The sequence below is a fragment of the Bacillus sp. TH50 genome, assembly GCF_016650565.1.
Classification (GTDB): Bacteria; Bacillota; Bacilli; order Bacillales; family Bacillaceae_G; genus Bacillus_A; species Bacillus_A mycoides.
In genome coordinates this window covers 1-16,560 of record NZ_JAEKFM010000007.1, presented here as the reverse complement: position 1 = coordinate 16,560, position 16,560 = coordinate 1, and the positions used below count along the sequence as shown (strand labels likewise).

At 37.6% G+C, this 16,560-nt stretch carries 16 protein-coding genes, 1 pseudogene and 1 riboswitch; of the genes and pseudogenes, 4 read left to right on the top strand and 13 right to left on the bottom strand.

Translation table 11 applies throughout. From position 1 onward, the window contains the following. Positions 1 to 12: 12 nt before the first annotated feature. Positions 13 to 702 carry a heptaprenylglyceryl phosphate synthase gene (gene pcrB / locus JFU23_RS17315; RefSeq protein WP_002029470.1) on the bottom strand — a complete coding sequence of 230 codons (690 nt, stop codon included), beginning with the start codon at positions 700 to 702 and terminating at the stop codon, positions 13 to 15. Between the two features lie 325 nt (positions 703 to 1,027). On the opposite strand from pcrB, the gene JFU23_RS17310 reads away from it, so the two are divergent. The 3 genes from JFU23_RS17310 to JFU23_RS17300 all read left to right on the top strand — a co-directional run bounded on the left by JFU23_RS17310 (position 1,028) and on the right by JFU23_RS17300 (position 2,657). Continuing rightward, positions 1,028 to 1,411 carry a YgaP family membrane protein gene (locus tag JFU23_RS17310; RefSeq protein WP_201032362.1) on the top strand — a complete coding sequence of 128 codons (384 nt, stop codon included), beginning with the start codon at positions 1,028 to 1,030 and terminating at the stop codon, positions 1,409 to 1,411. Between the two features lie 220 nt (positions 1,412 to 1,631). Further along, positions 1,632 to 2,477 (top strand): SPFH domain-containing protein, encoded by an 846-nt coding sequence (locus tag JFU23_RS17305; protein WP_002063557.1) that lies wholly within the window; start codon positions 1,632 to 1,634, stop codon positions 2,475 to 2,477. 15 nt (positions 2,478 to 2,492) lie between these two features. Further along, positions 2,493 to 2,657 carry a type II toxin-antitoxin system antitoxin gene (locus JFU23_RS17300; protein WP_001085171.1) on the top strand — a complete coding sequence of 55 codons (165 nt, stop codon included), beginning with the start codon at positions 2,493 to 2,495 and terminating at the stop codon, positions 2,655 to 2,657. 36 nt (positions 2,658 to 2,693) lie between these two features. Here the strand turns inward: JFU23_RS17300 and purD are convergent, their stop codons facing one another. From purD to purE, 12 genes are all read right to left on the bottom strand, one after another. Continuing rightward, a complete protein-coding gene (purD, locus tag JFU23_RS17295) occupies positions 2,694 to 3,965 on the bottom strand; it encodes a phosphoribosylamine--glycine ligase (protein ID WP_201032361.1) in 1,272 nt (423 codons plus the stop codon). Between the two features lie 221 nt (positions 3,966 to 4,186). Further along, positions 4,187 to 5,722 (bottom strand): bifunctional phosphoribosylaminoimidazolecarboxamide formyltransferase/IMP cyclohydrolase, encoded by a 1,536-nt coding sequence (gene purH, locus JFU23_RS17290; protein ID WP_002010021.1) that lies wholly within the window; start codon positions 5,720 to 5,722, stop codon positions 4,187 to 4,189. 24 nt (positions 5,723 to 5,746) lie between these two features. Continuing rightward, a complete protein-coding gene (purN, locus tag JFU23_RS17285; protein ID WP_002124872.1) occupies positions 5,747 to 6,334 on the bottom strand; it encodes a phosphoribosylglycinamide formyltransferase in 588 nt (195 codons plus the stop codon). Further along, on the bottom strand, positions 6,331 to 7,371 hold the full coding sequence (gene purM, locus JFU23_RS17280) for a phosphoribosylformylglycinamidine cyclo-ligase (protein WP_002010019.1): 1,041 nt from the start codon (positions 7,369 to 7,371) through the stop codon (positions 6,331 to 6,333). Before purM ends, purN begins: the two co-directional genes overlap by 4 nt. 100 nt (positions 7,372 to 7,471) lie before the next feature. Further along, positions 7,472 to 8,887: an amidophosphoribosyltransferase gene (gene purF, locus JFU23_RS17275; protein ID WP_002124870.1), complete on the bottom strand. Its 1,416-nt coding sequence runs from the start codon at positions 8,885 to 8,887 to the stop codon at positions 7,472 to 7,474. Beyond that, on the bottom strand, positions 8,872 to 11,091 hold the full coding sequence (gene purL / locus JFU23_RS17270) for a phosphoribosylformylglycinamidine synthase II (protein WP_002124868.1): 2,220 nt from the start codon (positions 11,089 to 11,091) through the stop codon (positions 8,872 to 8,874). Before purL ends, purF begins: the two co-directional genes overlap by 16 nt. Next, positions 11,075 to 11,758, bottom strand: a complete 684-nt coding sequence (gene purQ / locus JFU23_RS17265; RefSeq protein WP_201032360.1) for a phosphoribosylformylglycinamidine synthase subunit PurQ — start codon at positions 11,756 to 11,758, stop codon at positions 11,075 to 11,077. The genes purL and purQ overlap by 17 nt, the downstream gene beginning before the upstream one ends. Continuing rightward, positions 11,755 to 12,009 carry a phosphoribosylformylglycinamidine synthase subunit PurS gene (purS, locus tag JFU23_RS17260; protein ID WP_000278823.1) on the bottom strand — a complete coding sequence of 85 codons (255 nt, stop codon included), beginning with the start codon at positions 12,007 to 12,009 and terminating at the stop codon, positions 11,755 to 11,757. The genes purQ and purS overlap by 4 nt, the downstream gene beginning before the upstream one ends. After that, entirely contained in the window at positions 12,002 to 12,721 is a 720-nt protein-coding gene (gene purC, locus JFU23_RS17255; protein WP_201032359.1) for a phosphoribosylaminoimidazolesuccinocarboxamide synthase, read from the bottom strand. The genes purS and purC overlap by 8 nt, the downstream gene beginning before the upstream one ends. 88 nt (positions 12,722 to 12,809) lie before the next feature. Next, positions 12,810 to 14,117, bottom strand: coding sequence for an adenylosuccinate lyase (gene purB / locus JFU23_RS17250; RefSeq protein ID WP_002139387.1), 1,308 nt, complete (start codon positions 14,115 to 14,117; stop codon positions 12,810 to 12,812). Next, positions 14,114 to 15,265, bottom strand: a complete 1,152-nt coding sequence (purK, locus tag JFU23_RS17245) for a 5-(carboxyamino)imidazole ribonucleotide synthase (protein WP_002140188.1) — start codon at positions 15,263 to 15,265, stop codon at positions 14,114 to 14,116. The genes purB and purK overlap by 4 nt, the downstream gene beginning before the upstream one ends. Continuing rightward, positions 15,262 to 15,747, bottom strand: coding sequence for a 5-(carboxyamino)imidazole ribonucleotide mutase (gene purE, locus JFU23_RS17240; protein ID WP_002010008.1), 486 nt, complete (start codon positions 15,745 to 15,747; stop codon positions 15,262 to 15,264). Before purE ends, purK begins: the two co-directional genes overlap by 4 nt. A gap of 110 nt (positions 15,748 to 15,857) precedes the next feature. Beyond that, positions 15,858 to 15,959: riboswitch (purine riboswitch) on the bottom strand. Between the two features lie 298 nt (positions 15,960 to 16,257). Here purE and JFU23_RS30595 point away from each other — a divergent pair. Then, positions 16,258 to 16,511 (top strand): annotated as a pseudogene (locus JFU23_RS30595) (hypothetical protein). The last annotated feature ends 49 nt before the right edge of the window (positions 16,512 to 16,560 follow it).

The following is a 16,560-nucleotide window of genomic DNA, read 5'->3' as shown; positions in this document are numbered from 1 at the left end:
ATGTGCCTGCACCTACTCTCCTTTTACTGCTTTAACTGTTTTTAATGCCGATTTTATATCATCATAAATAATATTTCCAACAACTACTGTATCAGCATACTGTGCCATTTCTTTCGCTTGTTCTGCATTAGAAATACCACCGCCATAATATAGCTTAGCTTGTTTCAATTCTGCTTTTACATTTTTAACAAGCTCAATGTCTCCATACGTCCCGCTATATTCTAAATAGAATATCGGTAAATGTAATAGCTTGTCTGCTAAACGCGCATATGCAATAACATCATCTTCTGTTAAATCACATTTTGCATCTGTAAGCTGGGCTACTTTCGCTTCTGGGTTTAAAACACAATACCCTTCCATGTAAATTTCGTCCCAGTCCATAATATCCCCAAATTCTTTCAATGCCTCATGATGAACACCTGTTACCCATTCTACTTTTCGGCTATTTAAAACACTTGGGATGTAATAAAAATCAAATCCTGGTGTAATTGCCTCCACATCAGAAACCTCTAACACACAAGGCACTGCATATCTACGAATGCTAACTAGCATGTGTAATACGTTATCAATTGTTATACCGTCACTTCCGCCTACAATAACAGCATCCGTTCCAGATTCACAAATCATTTCTAAATGTTCGTCACTTAACTCCTTATTTGGATCAAGCTTAAATACATGTTTCCATTTGGAAATATCGTACATGAAAACACCCTTTCTTTTCTCTAGTTATATAATTTCCGTTCAAAATAACAGTTAATTTTTATCAAGATTTTTTACATTCCTTGCTATATCTTTACCGGACTGGCGTATGCAACGATGAAATGCGACAGCTATCTTTACCGGACTTTTTGAACTTCCTTTTACGCATTCTTTCATTATAACAAAAAAAGCTACCTACACACACGCCCAATCCAACATCTTTTTCAACGTCAAATGTTGGATTACATATCAAAAAACTTATACGGAATACTAACAAATGAAATAGTATTTTCTATTTCGAAGTTAATTAAAAAGGAGTGTTTTTCTAATGAAGCAAAACATCGGCACAATTAGTGCTCTAATTCGAATTACACTCGGACTCATCCTCTTCGGTTGTAGTACAGCTAAACTCGTACGTAAACCTTCGTGCACTTGGTCTAAAGTTTTGCTATGGATTGGTGCCATGAAAATTGCGGAGGGGATCGTTCGTTTCTGCCCTATTGTTGAAGCCTGTAAGTTTGGAAAATATATGAATATGAGCGCATTTAAAATGCCTAGCATGAATTTCACTGAAAAAGGACATAATAAAGAAGAAGTTAATTCAGCTTCCAGTCATGACAAGCCAAAGTCAAAGTCAGATGGAAGTTATGACACTTCTGACAAAGAGATTGAGTCAGCGATTGAAGAATTAATCCTGGCAAAACCGCTTTGAATCATTTGTCACGATGCAAGATGCTCTCAAAGGGACTTAGCTGCTGCAGTGGGCAGCTAAGTCTTCTTTATTTTACCACGAAACAGAACGTACATTCTTATCTTTACCCTTAAAACGTACATAAAAGATATCAAACAATAAAATTCAGAAAATTAGGTGTAACCCTCTTGCATGTAATGATATAAAAGTGATATCATTTTTATATCAAGGAGGCGATCATATGAAAGAAAAACAAGTATTTTATGTTAATGGATTTCTCGGCGTTATTGGAATTTTAGTTTTAGCCGCTATCGGTGTATTTTGCCTTGTACAAGAAATGTTTGTAATAGCTATTTTAGCTCTCATATTAGCATCTGTTTTAGCTACAGGTATCGGTATCGTTCAACCGAATCAAGCGAAAGTTATTACGTTCTTCGGTAGTTATTTAGGAACAATTCGTCAAAATGGTTTGTTTTTAACAATTCCATTCGCGTTTCGTCAAACTGTATCTTTACGTGTTGAAAACTTTAACAGTAAGAAATTAAAAGTAAACGATGTTGAGGGCAATCCAATTGAAATTGCAGCCGTTATCGTATATAAAGTTGTTGATTCCGCAAAAGCAATGTTTGGTGTTGAGCATTACGATCGATTCGTAGAAATTCAAAGTGAAACAGCAATCCGCCACGTTGCTACAAAATATCCTTATGATAATTTCCAAGATGAAACTTGCATCACGTTACGAGGAAATACTGAAGAGATCTCTGAAGAATTAAAGCGTGAGTTAGAAGCACGACTTGAAATCGCTGGCGTAGAAGTATTAGAAACTCGTTTAACACATTTAGCTTACGCAACAGAAATTGCCCATGCAATGCTCCAGCGTCAACAAGCAAAAGCAGTATTAGCTGCTAGAAAAGAGATTGTTGAAGGTGCTGTGAAGATGGCGAAAGATTCAATCCATATGTTAGATGAAGAAGGCGTACTGGAACTCGATGACGAGCGTAAAGCAAATATGGTGAACAATTTATTAGTTGCCATCGTTTCAGATAAAGGTGCGCAACCAGTTATTAATACAGGAAGCCTATACTAAAGGTTGTAAGTGATTATGGCCAAAAAGAAAAGCTTTCCATTACGTATTGATCCTGAATTACACGCAGTCATCGAAAAATGGGCGAATGATGAGTTTCGTAGCGTCAATGCACACATCGAGTATTTACTTCGAGAAATGGCAAAGCAAAAAGGGAAATTAAAAAAAGATAAAGATGCATAAAAATCCCGCTGAGAAATCAGCGGGATTTTTTATACATTAGCTTTTCATCATCTCATGCCCAATTGCACGATATCCTATATCACTTCGGTAAAATAAACCATCACTCTCAATTTTACCGATTTCTTTATAGACCTTATCTTTCGCTTCTTGTAAACTATTCGCCTTACAAGCAACAAATAATACACGGCCACCGTTTGTTACAAAGTCACCATGTTTCATCGCTGTACCCGCATGGAAAACTATTACATCTTGCAGTGCATCTAATCCGTTAATAATTTCACCTTTTTTATATGCTTCTGGATATCCTTTCGAAGCAAGTACGACACCAATAACTGCTTCCTTTGACCATTGTAACGTTAATTCACTTTCATCTAATACAGCGTTACATACATCAACTAAATCATTTTCTAAGCGTGGTAATACAACTTCCGTTTCAGGATCGCCAAAGCGTGCATTGAACTCAATTACCTTTGGACCATCATTTGTTAAAATAAGACCTGCGTATAAAATACCTGTAAACGAACGGTTTTCTTGGATCATCGCTTTAGCAGTTGGATGTAATACTGTTTGAATCGCTTCTTGAACCGCTGACTCCAGAATTTGTGGTACTGGGGAATATGCACCCATTCCGCCTGTATTTGGACCTTTATCAGCATCAAAAGCTCGTTTATGATCTTGAGCAATTACCATCGGATGCACAGTTGTTCCATTTACGAATGCCATTAATGAAAATTCTTGTCCATCTAGAAACTCCTCAATAACGACCTTCTTGCTTGCTTCACCGAATTTCACATCTTGCAGCATTTCTTTCACAGCTTGTAATGCATCTTCAAGCGTCATTGCTACTGTTACACCTTTACCAGCAGCTAACCCATCTGCCTTAATTACGATCGGTGCACCAACTTTCTGAATGTACTTTACTGCCTCTTCATAGTCTGTAAAAGTTTCATATGCCGCAGTTGGAATATCATACTTTTTCATCAATTCTTTTGTAAAAGCTTTACTACCTTCAATAACCGCAGCCGCTTTATTAGGACCAAATACACGAAGGCCCTCTTCCTTAAAACGATCCACGATTCCGTTCATAAGTGGAATCTCTGGTCCAACGAAAGTTAATTCAACATTCTTCTCTTTTGCAAATAAGACTAATGCATCGAAATCATTCTCATCAATATCAACTGGTGTTGCAACATCTCGCATACCTTCATTACCTGGCGCTACATATACTTTTTCTACCTTTTCAGATTGTGCAAATTTCCAAGCTAAAGCATGCTCACGTCCACCACGGCCAATTACTAAAACATTCATATTTCATCCCCCAATAATTAAATAAGTACAAACTAGAAGCTATGCTCCTAGTTTGTTTTCATATCAATAAAAGGTTAAAAAGGAGGATCAAGAGAACCGAGCAGGTCGAGGCGCATTTGCCAGGAGGACACGGAGTGTAGCTTTCCTACATGAGTACCGCACTGGCATTGCAACGACGACATGCGACAGTTATCTTGACCGGACTTTTTTAACATCCTCTATTAGTGTTTGAAATGACGTACGCCAGTGAACACCATAGTAATCCCATACGCATCTGCCATTTTAATAGAATCTTCATCACGAATCGATCCGCCTGGTTGGATGATTGCTGTAATTCCAGCTTTTGCTGCTTCTTCTACTGTATCTGGCATTGGGAAGAAAGCATCAGATGCAAGTGCGCTACCTTGTGCTTTTTCGCCAGCTTGTGTAATTGCGATTTTTGCAGAACCTACACGGTTCATCTGTCCCGCGCCTACACCAACTGTCATGTTATCATTCGCTAAAACAATTGCATTTGATTTCACATGTTTTACAACTTTCCAAGCTAGTTTTAAATCTTTCCATTCTTGCTCTGATGGTTCACGTTTCGTTGGAATTGAAATTGCGTCCTCATCTAATGATAACGTATCTTCTTCTTGAACAAGAAGACCACCTTGTACAGAAGTTAGTTTTTTGCTTGCACTTGTCGCTTTTTCAATATTTACAGTTAGTAAGCGTAAGTTCTTCTTACTTTGCAACACTTCTAAAGCTTCTTGCGAGAACGAAGGAGCGATAACAATTTCTAAGAAAATTTCGTGTAACTTTTCTGCTGTAGCTTTATCAATTTCACGATTTGCTGCAATAATACCGCCGAAGATTGATACTGGATCCGCTTCATAAGCACGAGTATATGCTTCGTGAATATCAGTTCCTACTCCAACACCACATGGATTCATATGTTTTACCGCTACTACTGCTGGTTCTGTAAATTCTTTCACGATGCTAAGTGCTGCATCCGCATCGTTGATATTGTTATAAGATAATTCTTTACCATGTAATTGTTCTGCATATGCAACAGAAGAAGTTGCTGCGAATGGCGCTTTATAGAACGTTGCTTTTTGATGTGGATTTTCGCCATAGCGTAAATCTTGTTTTTTCTCAAATGTCACCGTTACTGTTTCAGGGCTTTCTTCGCCCATTTGCTTTGTTAAGTAGTTAGAAATTAACGCATCATATGCCGCTGTATGACGGAATACTTTCGCTGCTAATTTACGTTTCGTTTCCTCTGTTACTTCACCGTTCTCTTTCAGTTCTGCTAATACAACATCATAATCTACTGGATCTACAATTACCGATACAAATTTATGATTTTTCGCAGCAGAGCGAATCATTGTTGGGCCACCGATATCAATATTTTCAATTGCATCAGCAAATGTTACATCAGGCTTAGCGATTGTTTCTTTAAATGGGTATAAGTTAACAACAACAAAGTCAATTGGCTCCATACCTAATTCATTCATTTGCGCTACATGCATTTCATTATCACGAACTGCTAATAGACCACCATGAATATTTGGATGTAATGTTTTTACACGACCATCCATAATTTCTGGGAAACCAGTTACTTCAGAAATACCAATTACTTGCAAGCCGTTTTCTTCTAATAATTTTTTCGTACCACCTGTTGAAATGACTTCAATCCCTTGTTCAAGTAAACCTTTAACAAATTCTACTACTCCTGTTTTATCTGAAACACTTACTAATGCACGCTTTTTCATTTATCCTTCACCCCTGGTTGTATGTTAGTTAACAGTTGGTTTTTTCACAGACTGAACAATTTGATTCACTGTATTTACGTATAATTTATGTTCAACTTGTTGAATTTTCTTTTGTAAGCTTTCTCTCGTATCCCCTTCAGAAACAACTACTGCTTCTTGCGCAATAATTGGACCTGTATCCATACCTGCATCTACATAGTGAATCGTTACTCCGGTTACTTTCACACCCGCTTCTAACGCTTGACCAACAGCATCTTTCCCTGGAAAACTCGGTAGTAGTGATGGATGAATATTAATAATTTTCCCGCCGTACGCTTCTAGTAAAGTCGTTCCAATTAAACGCATATATCCAGCTAAAATAACATAATCAATTTCATACTCTTCTAGCTTTTTTAATATCTCTTTTTCAAATGCTTCTTTTGACTCATATGCTTTCGCTGAAAAGGAAAAACACGGAATATGGTGATAATGTGCCCGTCCAATAGCGCGTGCCTCTGGTTTATCACATACTAATAAACTAATATCTGCATCCAATATTTTGTCTTCTACCGCATTAATGAGAGATTGAAAGTTTGAGCCGCTCCCAGAAGCAAAAACTGCTAATCTACTCATACTTCTGTTCCCTCAATAAAGGTAACACCAGACCCTTGTACAGTGTGTCCAATAATATGAGCTTTCTCGCCTTGTTCCTCAAGAAGACGAACAATATCTTTTGCCTCTTCTTCCTTTACTGCTACTACCATACCAATACCCATGTTAAAAATATTGAACATTTCTTTCTCTTCTAGTTTTCCAACCTCTTGAAGTAAACTAAAAATCGGTTGAACTTGCCAAGATCCTAATTCAATTTCCGCACCGATTCCTTCTGGCAACATACGTGGAATATTTTCAATGAACCCGCCACCTGTAATATGCGCCATACCGTATACTTCATGTTTCTTCAATAGTTCTAAAATAGGTTTGACATAAATTTTCGTTGGTTTTAATAATTCTTCACCAAGAGGTAGTTCTAGGCGGCCGTAAATACGGTCTAAAGATAGTTCTCCATCTTCTAGTAGCACTTTTCTTACTAAAGAATAACCGTTACTATGAATACCGCTAGATGCTAAGCCAATTAATACGTGACCAGCTTCAATTTTTTCACCTGTTACAATTTTCTTTTTATCAACAATTCCAACTGTAAAACCAGCTAAATCGTATTCTTCTGTAGAATACATTCCTGGCATTTCAGCTGTTTCTCCACCAATTAATGCACAACCAGCTTGGCGACAGCCCTCTGATATTCCTTTGACGATGTTTTCAATTTTACTAGGTTCAGCTTTACCACAAGCAATATAATCAAGGAAGAAAAGCGGCTCTGCTCCTTGGACAACAATATCATTTACACACATTGCTACTGCATCAATACCAATTGTGTCATGTTTATCTGCCATAAAAGCGAGCATCAATTTCGTTCCCACGCCATCTGTTCCAGATACTAATACAGGTTCTTCTAATGCAAATTTTGATAGATCAAACATACCTCCAAAACCGCCTAAACCGCCTAGCACTTCTTTTCTCATAGTTGTTTGTACGTGTTTTTTCATGCGAGATACCGCTTCATATCCAGCTTCAATATCTACTCCTGCTTGCTTATATGCATTCGCCATCGTTTTTTACACCTCGTCTTTTAATTTCTCCCCATCCAGGGCGGCCGTTTTAAGAAAGAAGCTAGCTTCTACATCAAAAGAAGTAGAAGCTTTTTTCTTCTTATTTCATACTTTCTAAAAGCTCTTGCTCATAATCATAAAGAGCTGTTGGATAGTCTCCATTGAAGTAAGCCATACATAGACCACCGTATTTTCCTTCATATGGGCGTCCAATTGCATCTACTAATCCATCTTCACTTAAAAATGTTAGTGAATCTGCTCCGATGATTTGACGGATTTCTTCTATTGAATTATTTGCTGCGATTAATTCTTTTCTCGTTTGAATATCAATGCCATAGAAGCATGGATACTTAAGAGGTGGTGAAGCAATTCTTACATGGACTTCTGTCGCTCCAGCCTCGCGAAGCATACGAACAATTCGTTTACTTGTCGTTCCTCTTACGATAGAATCGTCAATCATAACAACTCGTTTTCCTTCAACTACGCCTCTTACTGCTGAAAGCTTCATCTTAACCCCTTGCTCACGCAGTTCTTGAGAAGGTTGAATAAACGTACGTCCAACGTAACGATTTTTAATTAACCCTAACTCATACGGAATTCCTGTCGCCTCCGCATAACCAATTGCTGCTGAAATACTAGAGTCTGGTACACCAGTAACAACATCAGCTTCAATAGGAGCTTCCGCCGCTAAACGTTTCCCCATGTTTTTACGTGCTGCATGAACATTAATACCAGCTATATTAGAATCTGGACGTGCAAAGTAAATGTATTCCATACTGCAAATCGCATGGTCTACTTCATTTGTAAAACGATCTACGTGAATTCCTTCATCATTGATAATAAGCAATTCACCAGGTTCTACATCACGAATGTATGTTGCACCAACTACATCGAAAGCACATGTTTCCGATGCTACAACGTAAGCATCCCCCATCTTTCCAATTGAAAGAGGACGGAATCCATTTGGATCTAGCGCAACGATCATTTCATTTCCAGTTAGTAAAAGATATGCAAACGCACCTTTCACTTTATTTAGAGCCTCTTTTACACTATCAATTAAAGAATCTTTTGTACTACGCTTAATGAGGTGTAAAAGTACTTCTGTATCTGAACTTGTTTGAAAAATACTTCCCTCTGCCTCTAATTCACGACGAAGCATTTTTGCATTAATTAAATTTCCGTTATGAGCTAACGCCATGCTATGATCGGAAAAACGGAATAATAATGGTTGAACGTTAGCAACTTCACTTCCACCAGCTGTTGCATATCGTACGTGTCCAATTGCTGATTTCCCGTTTAATCCCTCTAGCTCACCTCTTGAAAACACTTCTGATATTAAACCTAACCCCTTGTGACCGATGATTTTTTCCCCATTATTTACAACAATGCCTGCGCCCTCTTGCCCACGGTGCTGCAAACTGTGCAATCCGTAGTACGAAACTTGTGCTGCATTTTCATGCCCCCAAATTCCAAAAACGCCACATTCTTCATTTAACCCCTTTATTTCAGCAAGCATGGGATTGCCCCTTTCCAAGCCTTTCTCATTTCATCTACATTTGCTGTAAGTAATACTTCATTTTCTTCATTATGAATTGTTACTTCATTTGTATTTGTCACTTCTCCAACTTGAATTGCTTCAACCACTTTCTCAAATGCTTCTTTATTTTCACGTTTTACGGTTATAACGAAGCGCGATTGTGATTCTGCAAATAATACTGCTGTTGCTTCTCCGTCTAATTTCACAGTAGCACCTAAACCGTTAGCACCAATTGCACTTTCAGTAATTGCAACTGCTAAACCACCTTCTGCAACATCATGTGCAGATTGAACAAGGCCAGCTTGAATTGCTGCTAGTACTTGCTTTTGGCGTTTTAATTCTACATCTAGATCGATGCTTGGTGATTGACCGAAAATTTTTCCGTAGATCATTTTCTGTAATTCACTTCCACCAAACTCAGCTTTCGTCTCTCCAATTACATAAACTAAATCGCCAGCTTGTTTAAATTCTTGTGTTGTTACGTGTTTTAAATCGTGTACAAGTCCAACCATCCCAACAGTTGGTGTTGGATATACAGCTTCACCACTACGCTCGTTATACATTGATACATTCCCGCCGATAACTGGCGTTTGTAACTTGCGGCAAGCTTCACTCATACCGTCTACTGATTTCTCAATTTGCCAGAAAATCTCTGGTTTTTCTGGGTTACCGAAGTTTAAGCAATCTGTAATTGCAAGTGGCTCCCCGCCAGAACATACGATATTACGTGCTGCCTCTGCTACTGCAATTTTACCGCCCACTTCTGGATCTAAATAAATGTAGCGAGAGTTACAATCTGTCGTCATTGCTAATCCTTTTTCTGTACCGCGTACACGTATAACCGCTGCATCTGAACCTGGTGTAACGATTGTGCTAGTGCGCACTTGATAATCATATTGATCATATACCCACTCTTTACTTGCAATCGTTGGTTGTTGTAATAAAGATAATAACGTTTCTTTATAATCTTCTACTTTTGGTGTTTCCATTTTCATCTGCTGGAACTCAGCAAAGTATGCTGCTTCTTTTGACGGTTTATGATAAATTGGTGCTTCTTCTGCAAGAGCATCCGCTGGTACTTCAGCTACCATTTCATCTTTATGGAATAAGCGAAGCATTTTATCTTCAGTTACTTTCCCCATCGTAACTGCTGCAAGACCATACTTCTCAAATAAATCTACTATTTCTTGCTCTCTACCTTTTTTCACAACGATTAACATACGCTCTTGTGATTCAGATAACATCATTTCATATGGAGTCATGCCAGTTTCACGCTGCGGTACATCATCTAAGTACATTTCAATACCCATACCTGCTTTACTTGCCATTTCTGCAGAAGATGATGTTAAACCAGCAGCTCCCATATCTTGAATTCCAACAAGTGCATCAGACTGAATAAGTTCTAAACATGCTTCAATAAGAAGTTTTTCCATAAATGGATCCCCTACTTGAACTGCCGGACGCTTCGCTTCTGAGCTTTCAGATAACTCTTCAGATGCGAATGTTGCACCGTGAATACCATCACGACCAGTTGATGCTCCTACATACATTACTGTATTACCAGCACCATGTGCTTGCCCTTTTTTAATATCTTCATGATTAATTAGGCCTACACACATTGCATTTACAAGTGGATTTCCTTCATAACATGGATCAAACTGTACTTCGCCGCCAACAGTAGGAATACCGATGCAGTTACCGTATCCTGCGATTCCTGCTACTACTTCTTCGAATAAATATTTCACACGTGGTGATTGTAATTCACCGAAACGAAGTGAGTTTAATAGAGCTACCGGACGTGCGCCCATAGAGAATACATCGCGAATAATACCACCGACACCTGTTGCTGCCCCTTGATATGGCTCAATTGCAGAAGGATGGTTATGACTTTCCATTTTAAATACCACCGCTTGATTATCACCGATATCTACAATTCCAGCGCCTTCTCCAGGTCCTTGTAAGACACGCTCACCTGTCGTTGGAAACTTACGAAGAACTGGCTTTGAATTTTTATAACTACAATGTTCAGACCACATAACAGAGAATAGTCCCGTTTCTGTATAATTCGGCAAACGGCCTAAAATCTTTTCAACCATGGCAAACTCTTCGTCTGTTAGCCCCATTTCCGCATATATACGCTCTTCTTTAATTTGTGTTGGATTTGGCTCAAGCATTAACGACATATGTTTCCCTCCACTGTTTTAAGATAGATTGAAAGACTTTTAAACCTTCAGCACCGCCAAGTAATTCATCTACAGCACGCTCTGGGTGTGGCATCATACCAAGAACATTTCCTTTTTCATTTACAATACCCGCAATATTTGAAACGCTTCCATTCGGATTTTCTACGTAACGGAATGCGATTTGATTATTCTCTTCTAATTGTTTAAGAGTCGCTTCATCACAATAGTAATTTCCTTCGCCATGTGCAATTGGAATATTAATTACTTCATCTTTTTCATATTGTGATGTAAACATAGTTTCATTATTTTCAACACGTAACTGAACCGTACGGCACATAAACTTTAAGTTTTCGTTTCTCATTAATGCTCCTGGTAGTAATCCTGATTCAACAAGAATCTGGAATCCATTACACACTCCTAAAATTGGCTTTCCTTGCTCAGCAGCTTTTTGCACTGCTTTCATTGCGTTAGCAAAGCGAGAAATAGCACCACAACGTAAATAGTCACCGTAAGAGAATCCACCTGGTAGTAAAATTGCATCATATTCATCTAAATTCTCTCTATCGTGCCAAACGTAATCTACTTCTTCACCAAGCTCATCTTTAATTGCATGGAACATATCGACATCACAGTTCGAACCTGGGAATACTATGACTGCAAATTTCACTGTGCGACAACCTCCTCAACTTCATAACGGAAGTCTTCCATTACAACGTTTGCTAATAATTTTTCACACATTTCTTTTACCTTGCTATCCAGATCAGATACTGATTTATCAATTGTTAATTCCATATATTTTCCGATTCGAACGTCTTGTACTTCTGTAAATGAAAGACTATGAAGTGCTCCCTTTACCGCTGTTCCTTGTGGATCTAATACACTTTCTCTTAACGTTACATATACCTTAACTTTATACATGTGAAGCTCCCCCTAAACGTTTTAAAATTTCTTCATATGCTTCTGTTAAATTCCCAAGATCACGACGGAATACATCTTTATCAAATTTTTCATTGCTCGTTTCATCCCATAAACGGCAAGTATCTGGTGAAATTTCATCTGCTAATATGATTTCCCCTTCTTCTGTTACGCCAAACTCTAATTTAAAATCTACTAATCTTACACGACAGCTTGCGAAATGCTCAATCAACACTTGATTGATTTGTAGAGCTGCATCTCGTAATACGCTTACTTGCTCTGGTGTTGCAACATTTAACAAACGAATATGATCTTCCGTTACAAGTGGATCTCCTAAATCATCATCTTTGTAGTAAAATTCTACGATTGATGTTGTAAGAGCAGTTCCTTCTTCCATTCCTAGTCTTTTTGAAAGACTACCTGCAATTACGTTTCTTGTGACAACTTCTAATGGAATAATACTCACCTTTTTGACAAGTTGTTCTGTATCAGATAACTTCTCCACAAAGTGTGTTTTAATTCCAACTTCTTGTAACTTTCTGAACAATAAAGTTGTAATCTCATTGTTCAAACGACCTTTTCCTGTAATTGTCGCTTTTTTCTCCCCATTGAAAGCAGTCGCACTATCTTTGTACTCTACCCAAACCATATCTGCTGCTTCTGTACGATAAATTCTTTTTGCCTTACCTTCATACAGCAATTCTAGCTTTTGCATTTCGCAAGCCCCCTGTAGTTTGAAAAATGTGAATAATATTTTTATAAAGAATGGCACAGAATGACTCTATTCTGTGCCATATGAAATTTTACGCTTCGTTTAATCCAAGGCGTTCAAAGATTGTATCAACGTGTTGCATATGATGTTCATAATTGAAACATTCGTTAATTTCTTCTTGCGTTAACTTACTTGTAATACGCTCGTCAGATTCTACAAGCTCTTTAAATTGTACTTGTGTTTCCCAAGCTTCCATTGCTTTAGGCTGTACGATATCATAAGCTTCTTCACGTACCAGACCTTTGTCAATTAGTGTAAGCATTACGCGCTGAGAGTAAATTAAGCCGTATGTTCTTGTCATATTGCGTTTCATATTCTCTGGGAATACAGTTAAGTTTTTAACGATATTACCAAAGCGATTTAACATGTAATTTAACGCGATTGTAGCATCTGGTAAAATTACGCGTTCTGCAGAAGAGTGAGAGATATCACGCTCATGCCATAACGGAACATTCTCGTAAGCTGTCATCATATAACCGCGGATAACACGAGCTAAACCAGTCATATTTTCAGATCCAATTGGATTACGTTTATGTGGCATTGCAGAAGAGCCTTTTTGACCTTTTGCGAAAGCCTCTTCAACTTCACGTGTTTCACTCTTTTGTAAACCACGTATCTCAACTGCCATCTTTTCAACAGATGTTGCGATTAGTGCAAGTGTTGACATGTAATGTGCATGACGATCACGTTGCAATGTTTGTGTTGAAATTGGTGCTGCTTCTAATCCTAAGTTTTCACAAACATACTTTTCTACGAATGGATCAATATTTGCATATGTACCAACCGCACCAGATAATTTACCAACGCGAACTGTATCAGCAGCTTGTTTGAAACGCTCTACGTTACGTTTCATTTCTTCATACCAAAGACCAAGTTTTAAACCAAATGTTGTTGGCTCTGCATGTACACCGTGTGTTCTTCCCATCATGATCGTGTATTTATGCTCTTTCGCTTTATTAGCTAAAATACTAACAAAGTTTTCTAAGTCTTTTAACAAGATTTCATTTGCTTGTTTTAAGATATAAGATAACGCTGTATCTACTACGTCTGTAGATGTTAAACCGTAATGAACCCATTTACGTTCCTCGCCTAATGTTGGTGTTTCTGATACAGCACGAGTGAAAGCAACTACGTCATGACGTGTTTCTTTTTCAATTTCATAAATACGATCAATATCAAATGATGCATGTTCACGAATTTTTTTCACATCTTCTTTTGGAATATCGCCAAGCTCAGCCCATGCTTCACACGCTAAAATCTCAACTTCTAACCACGCTTTAAATTTGTTCTCTTCCGTCCAAATCGCACCCATTTCAGGGCGTGTATAACGATTAATCATCTTTTTCCCTCCAACAGTTGTTCTTGATGGTCCCAAATATGCAAACTCTTCGCTTTTTCTAGAGCGACTTCAATATTATCATTTAAAATATTAACATGCCCCATTTTTCGCTGCGCTTTTGCTTCTTCTTTTCCATACAAGTGTAAATAGCACCCGGTTAGTCTATTCACTTGTCCTAGGACCCCTTCTATATGTTCGCCTAAAATGTTAACCATGACAACTGGTTTTAACAAATTTGTTTCTCCAAGAGGTAAATTACAGATTGCTCGAATATGTTGACCAAATTGACTCGTTTCACATGCATCCTGTGTATAGTGTCCTGAATTGTGAGGTCTTGGTGCTAATTCATTAATGTAAATCTCACCGTCAGCTGTAGCAAACATCTCTACCGCTAGTGTTCCCACAAGTTCTAGTTCATCCGCAAGTACCTTTGCGTAAGCAATTGCTTTTTGAGAAAGTTCTTCTGTAATGCGGGCTGGAACGATAGATTCATGCAAAATGTTATTTACATGAATATTTTCCGCTACCGGAAATACTTTCGTTTCACCACTTACACTACGAATTACAATAACTGATACTTCTTTTTCAAAGGGCACCCATTTTTCTAGAATGCACTCTGCTTTATTAGTAAGTTCTTTTGCTCTCACAACATCAGCTTCACTCTTTAAAACCACTTGCCCTTTACCATCGTATCCACCTGTCGTTGTTTTTAAGACAGAAGGGAAAGATAACTCTTTAATTGCTTCTGTAAGTTGATCTTGATTTTGAACCAATCTATACGATGCTACTGGTAACCCAGCTTTTTCAATTGCATTCTTTTCTGTAAAACGATTTTGCGTTTTATTTAACAACTGACTACCTTGTGGTAAGTAAGCATGTTTTTCAAGCCATTGTAAACATCTATAATCAATATTCTCAAATTCATATGTGACAACGTCGCTTATCTCTGCTAAATGCTGAATTGCTTTTAAATCGTCATATGGTGCAACGACTTCAACATCAGCAACTTGTGCACATGGTGAATGCTTTGTAGGATCTAAAACAGCAATTTTATAACCCATTTCCTTAGCTGCCAACGCCATCATTCTTCCAAGCTGGCCGCCTCCAATAATGCCGATTGTTTTTCCAGGTAAAATGATTCTCGTCATACTAGCTCACTACCTTCACGCACAGTTTTCTCAATAGCTTCTCGTCTCAACTCTAATGCATCATGTATATCATCATGAAATGATCCAAGTATTTGTGCAGCAAGTAATCCAGCATTCGTTGAACCAGCCTTACCAATTGCAACAGTTGCAACTGGAACCCCTCCTGGCATTTGGACAATGGATAATAACGAATCTAGGCCGTTTAACGCCTTTGATTGAACTGGGACACCGATTACAGGAAGATTTGTCTTCGCTGCAACCATTCCTGGTAAATGCGCTGCTCCACCGGCTCCAGCAATAATAACTTTTAATCCACGTTCACGAGCTGTTTCTGCATATTCAAACATATAATCCGGAGTCCGATGAGCGGATACAACTTTTTTCTCATACGGTATATTTAATTCATCTAAAATGTCACAAGCATATTTCATTGTTTCCCAGTCTGACGTGCTTCCCATTATGACTCCAACTAGTGATTTCATATTAGAATCCCCCCGATTCAAATAAAAAAAGCCTGAAATAGAACAGTTTCTCTTTTACTATGAGAGAAAGCGCTCTACTCAGGCATACGTATCCCTTGTGAATAGAAAAATACCGAGTGACTTTCCCTCATAGTCTAACGAATAACGGTCGTTAGGTAGAGACTTGCAGGCCATATCCCCGCGATTATATGAGGTCTTATATATTATTGTTTCTATGGCTATATTAACAATATTTCATAAACAATGTCAATAAATAATCGAATGTTTTTTTATTAGCCATCGATAACGTTCGTGTTTTAGTTATATTCAAAAGAAGAATTGCAACTATATACAAGAAGGAAAGGGAATTAGAATATATATTTCTAGAGATCTATTTTACGTATAACTATTTATATAATACTTCAGTATGTTTTAATCAATATATATACTCTCTTGTATTCTATACATCAATAGAACTTATATTATAACGATTTAATTTCTAAGGAGGAATAACCGTGAAAAAAAATAACTGTGCTATTATCCTATTTATTTTTCTCTATCGCAGTAATTGCTGTAATTATTGAATGCTTATTTATATCATCCCATTTTTCTACTCTCATTATTATGATAGAAATAATCTTTCCTATTCTTAGGGATTATTTTAGGAGCATTCGAAAAATCCGGAGCACAAAAAATTATTACCATTATTTTAAACTGCCTCTATTTCATTCTTTTTTTCATCTTTAGGGTTATTAAATTTATGGATTTTAACCTTCGGTAAATAAAAATAAACACAAAAAAACCTAAGTCGAAACGACTTAGGTTTTTGCTTGG

Excerpts from the sequence above, each read along its gene's own strand:
- pcrB (WP_002029470.1), bottom strand. The coding sequence starts at position 702 with ATGTACGATATTTCCAAATGGAAACATGTATTTAAGCTTGATCCAAAT.
- JFU23_RS17310 (WP_201032362.1), top strand. The coding sequence starts at position 1,028 with ATGAAGCAAAACATCGGCACAATTAGTGCTCTAATTCGAATTACACTC.
- JFU23_RS17305 (WP_002063557.1), top strand. The coding sequence starts at position 1,632 with ATGAAAGAAAAACAAGTATTTTATGTTAATGGATTTCTCGGCGTTATT.
- JFU23_RS17300 (WP_001085171.1), top strand. The coding sequence starts at position 2,493 with ATGGCCAAAAAGAAAAGCTTTCCATTACGTATTGATCCTGAATTACAC.
- purD (WP_201032361.1), bottom strand. The coding sequence starts at position 3,965 with ATGAATGTTTTAGTAATTGGCCGTGGTGGACGTGAGCATGCTTTAGCT.
- purH (WP_002010021.1), bottom strand. The coding sequence starts at position 5,722 with ATGAAAAAGCGTGCATTAGTAAGTGTTTCAGATAAAACAGGAGTAGTA.
- purN (WP_002124872.1), bottom strand. The coding sequence starts at position 6,334 with ATGAGTAGATTAGCAGTTTTTGCTTCTGGGAGCGGCTCAAACTTTCAA.
- purM (WP_002010019.1), bottom strand. The coding sequence starts at position 7,371 with ATGGCGAATGCATATAAGCAAGCAGGAGTAGATATTGAAGCTGGATAT.
- purF (WP_002124870.1), bottom strand. The coding sequence starts at position 8,887 with ATGCTTGCTGAAATAAAGGGGTTAAATGAAGAATGTGGCGTTTTTGGA.
- purL (WP_002124868.1), bottom strand. The coding sequence starts at position 11,091 with ATGTCGTTAATGCTTGAGCCAAATCCAACACAAATTAAAGAAGAGCGT.
- purS (WP_000278823.1), bottom strand. The coding sequence starts at position 12,009 with ATGTATAAAGTTAAGGTATATGTAACGTTAAGAGAAAGTGTATTAGAT.
- purC (WP_201032359.1), bottom strand. The coding sequence starts at position 12,721 with ATGCAAAAGCTAGAATTGCTGTATGAAGGTAAGGCAAAAAGAATTTAT.
- purB (WP_002139387.1), bottom strand. The coding sequence starts at position 14,117 with ATGATTAATCGTTATACACGCCCTGAAATGGGTGCGATTTGGACGGAA.
- purK (WP_002140188.1), bottom strand. The coding sequence starts at position 15,265 with ATGACGAGAATCATTTTACCTGGAAAAACAATCGGCATTATTGGAGGC.
- purE (WP_002010008.1), bottom strand. The coding sequence starts at position 15,747 with ATGAAATCACTAGTTGGAGTCATAATGGGAAGCACGTCAGACTGGGAA.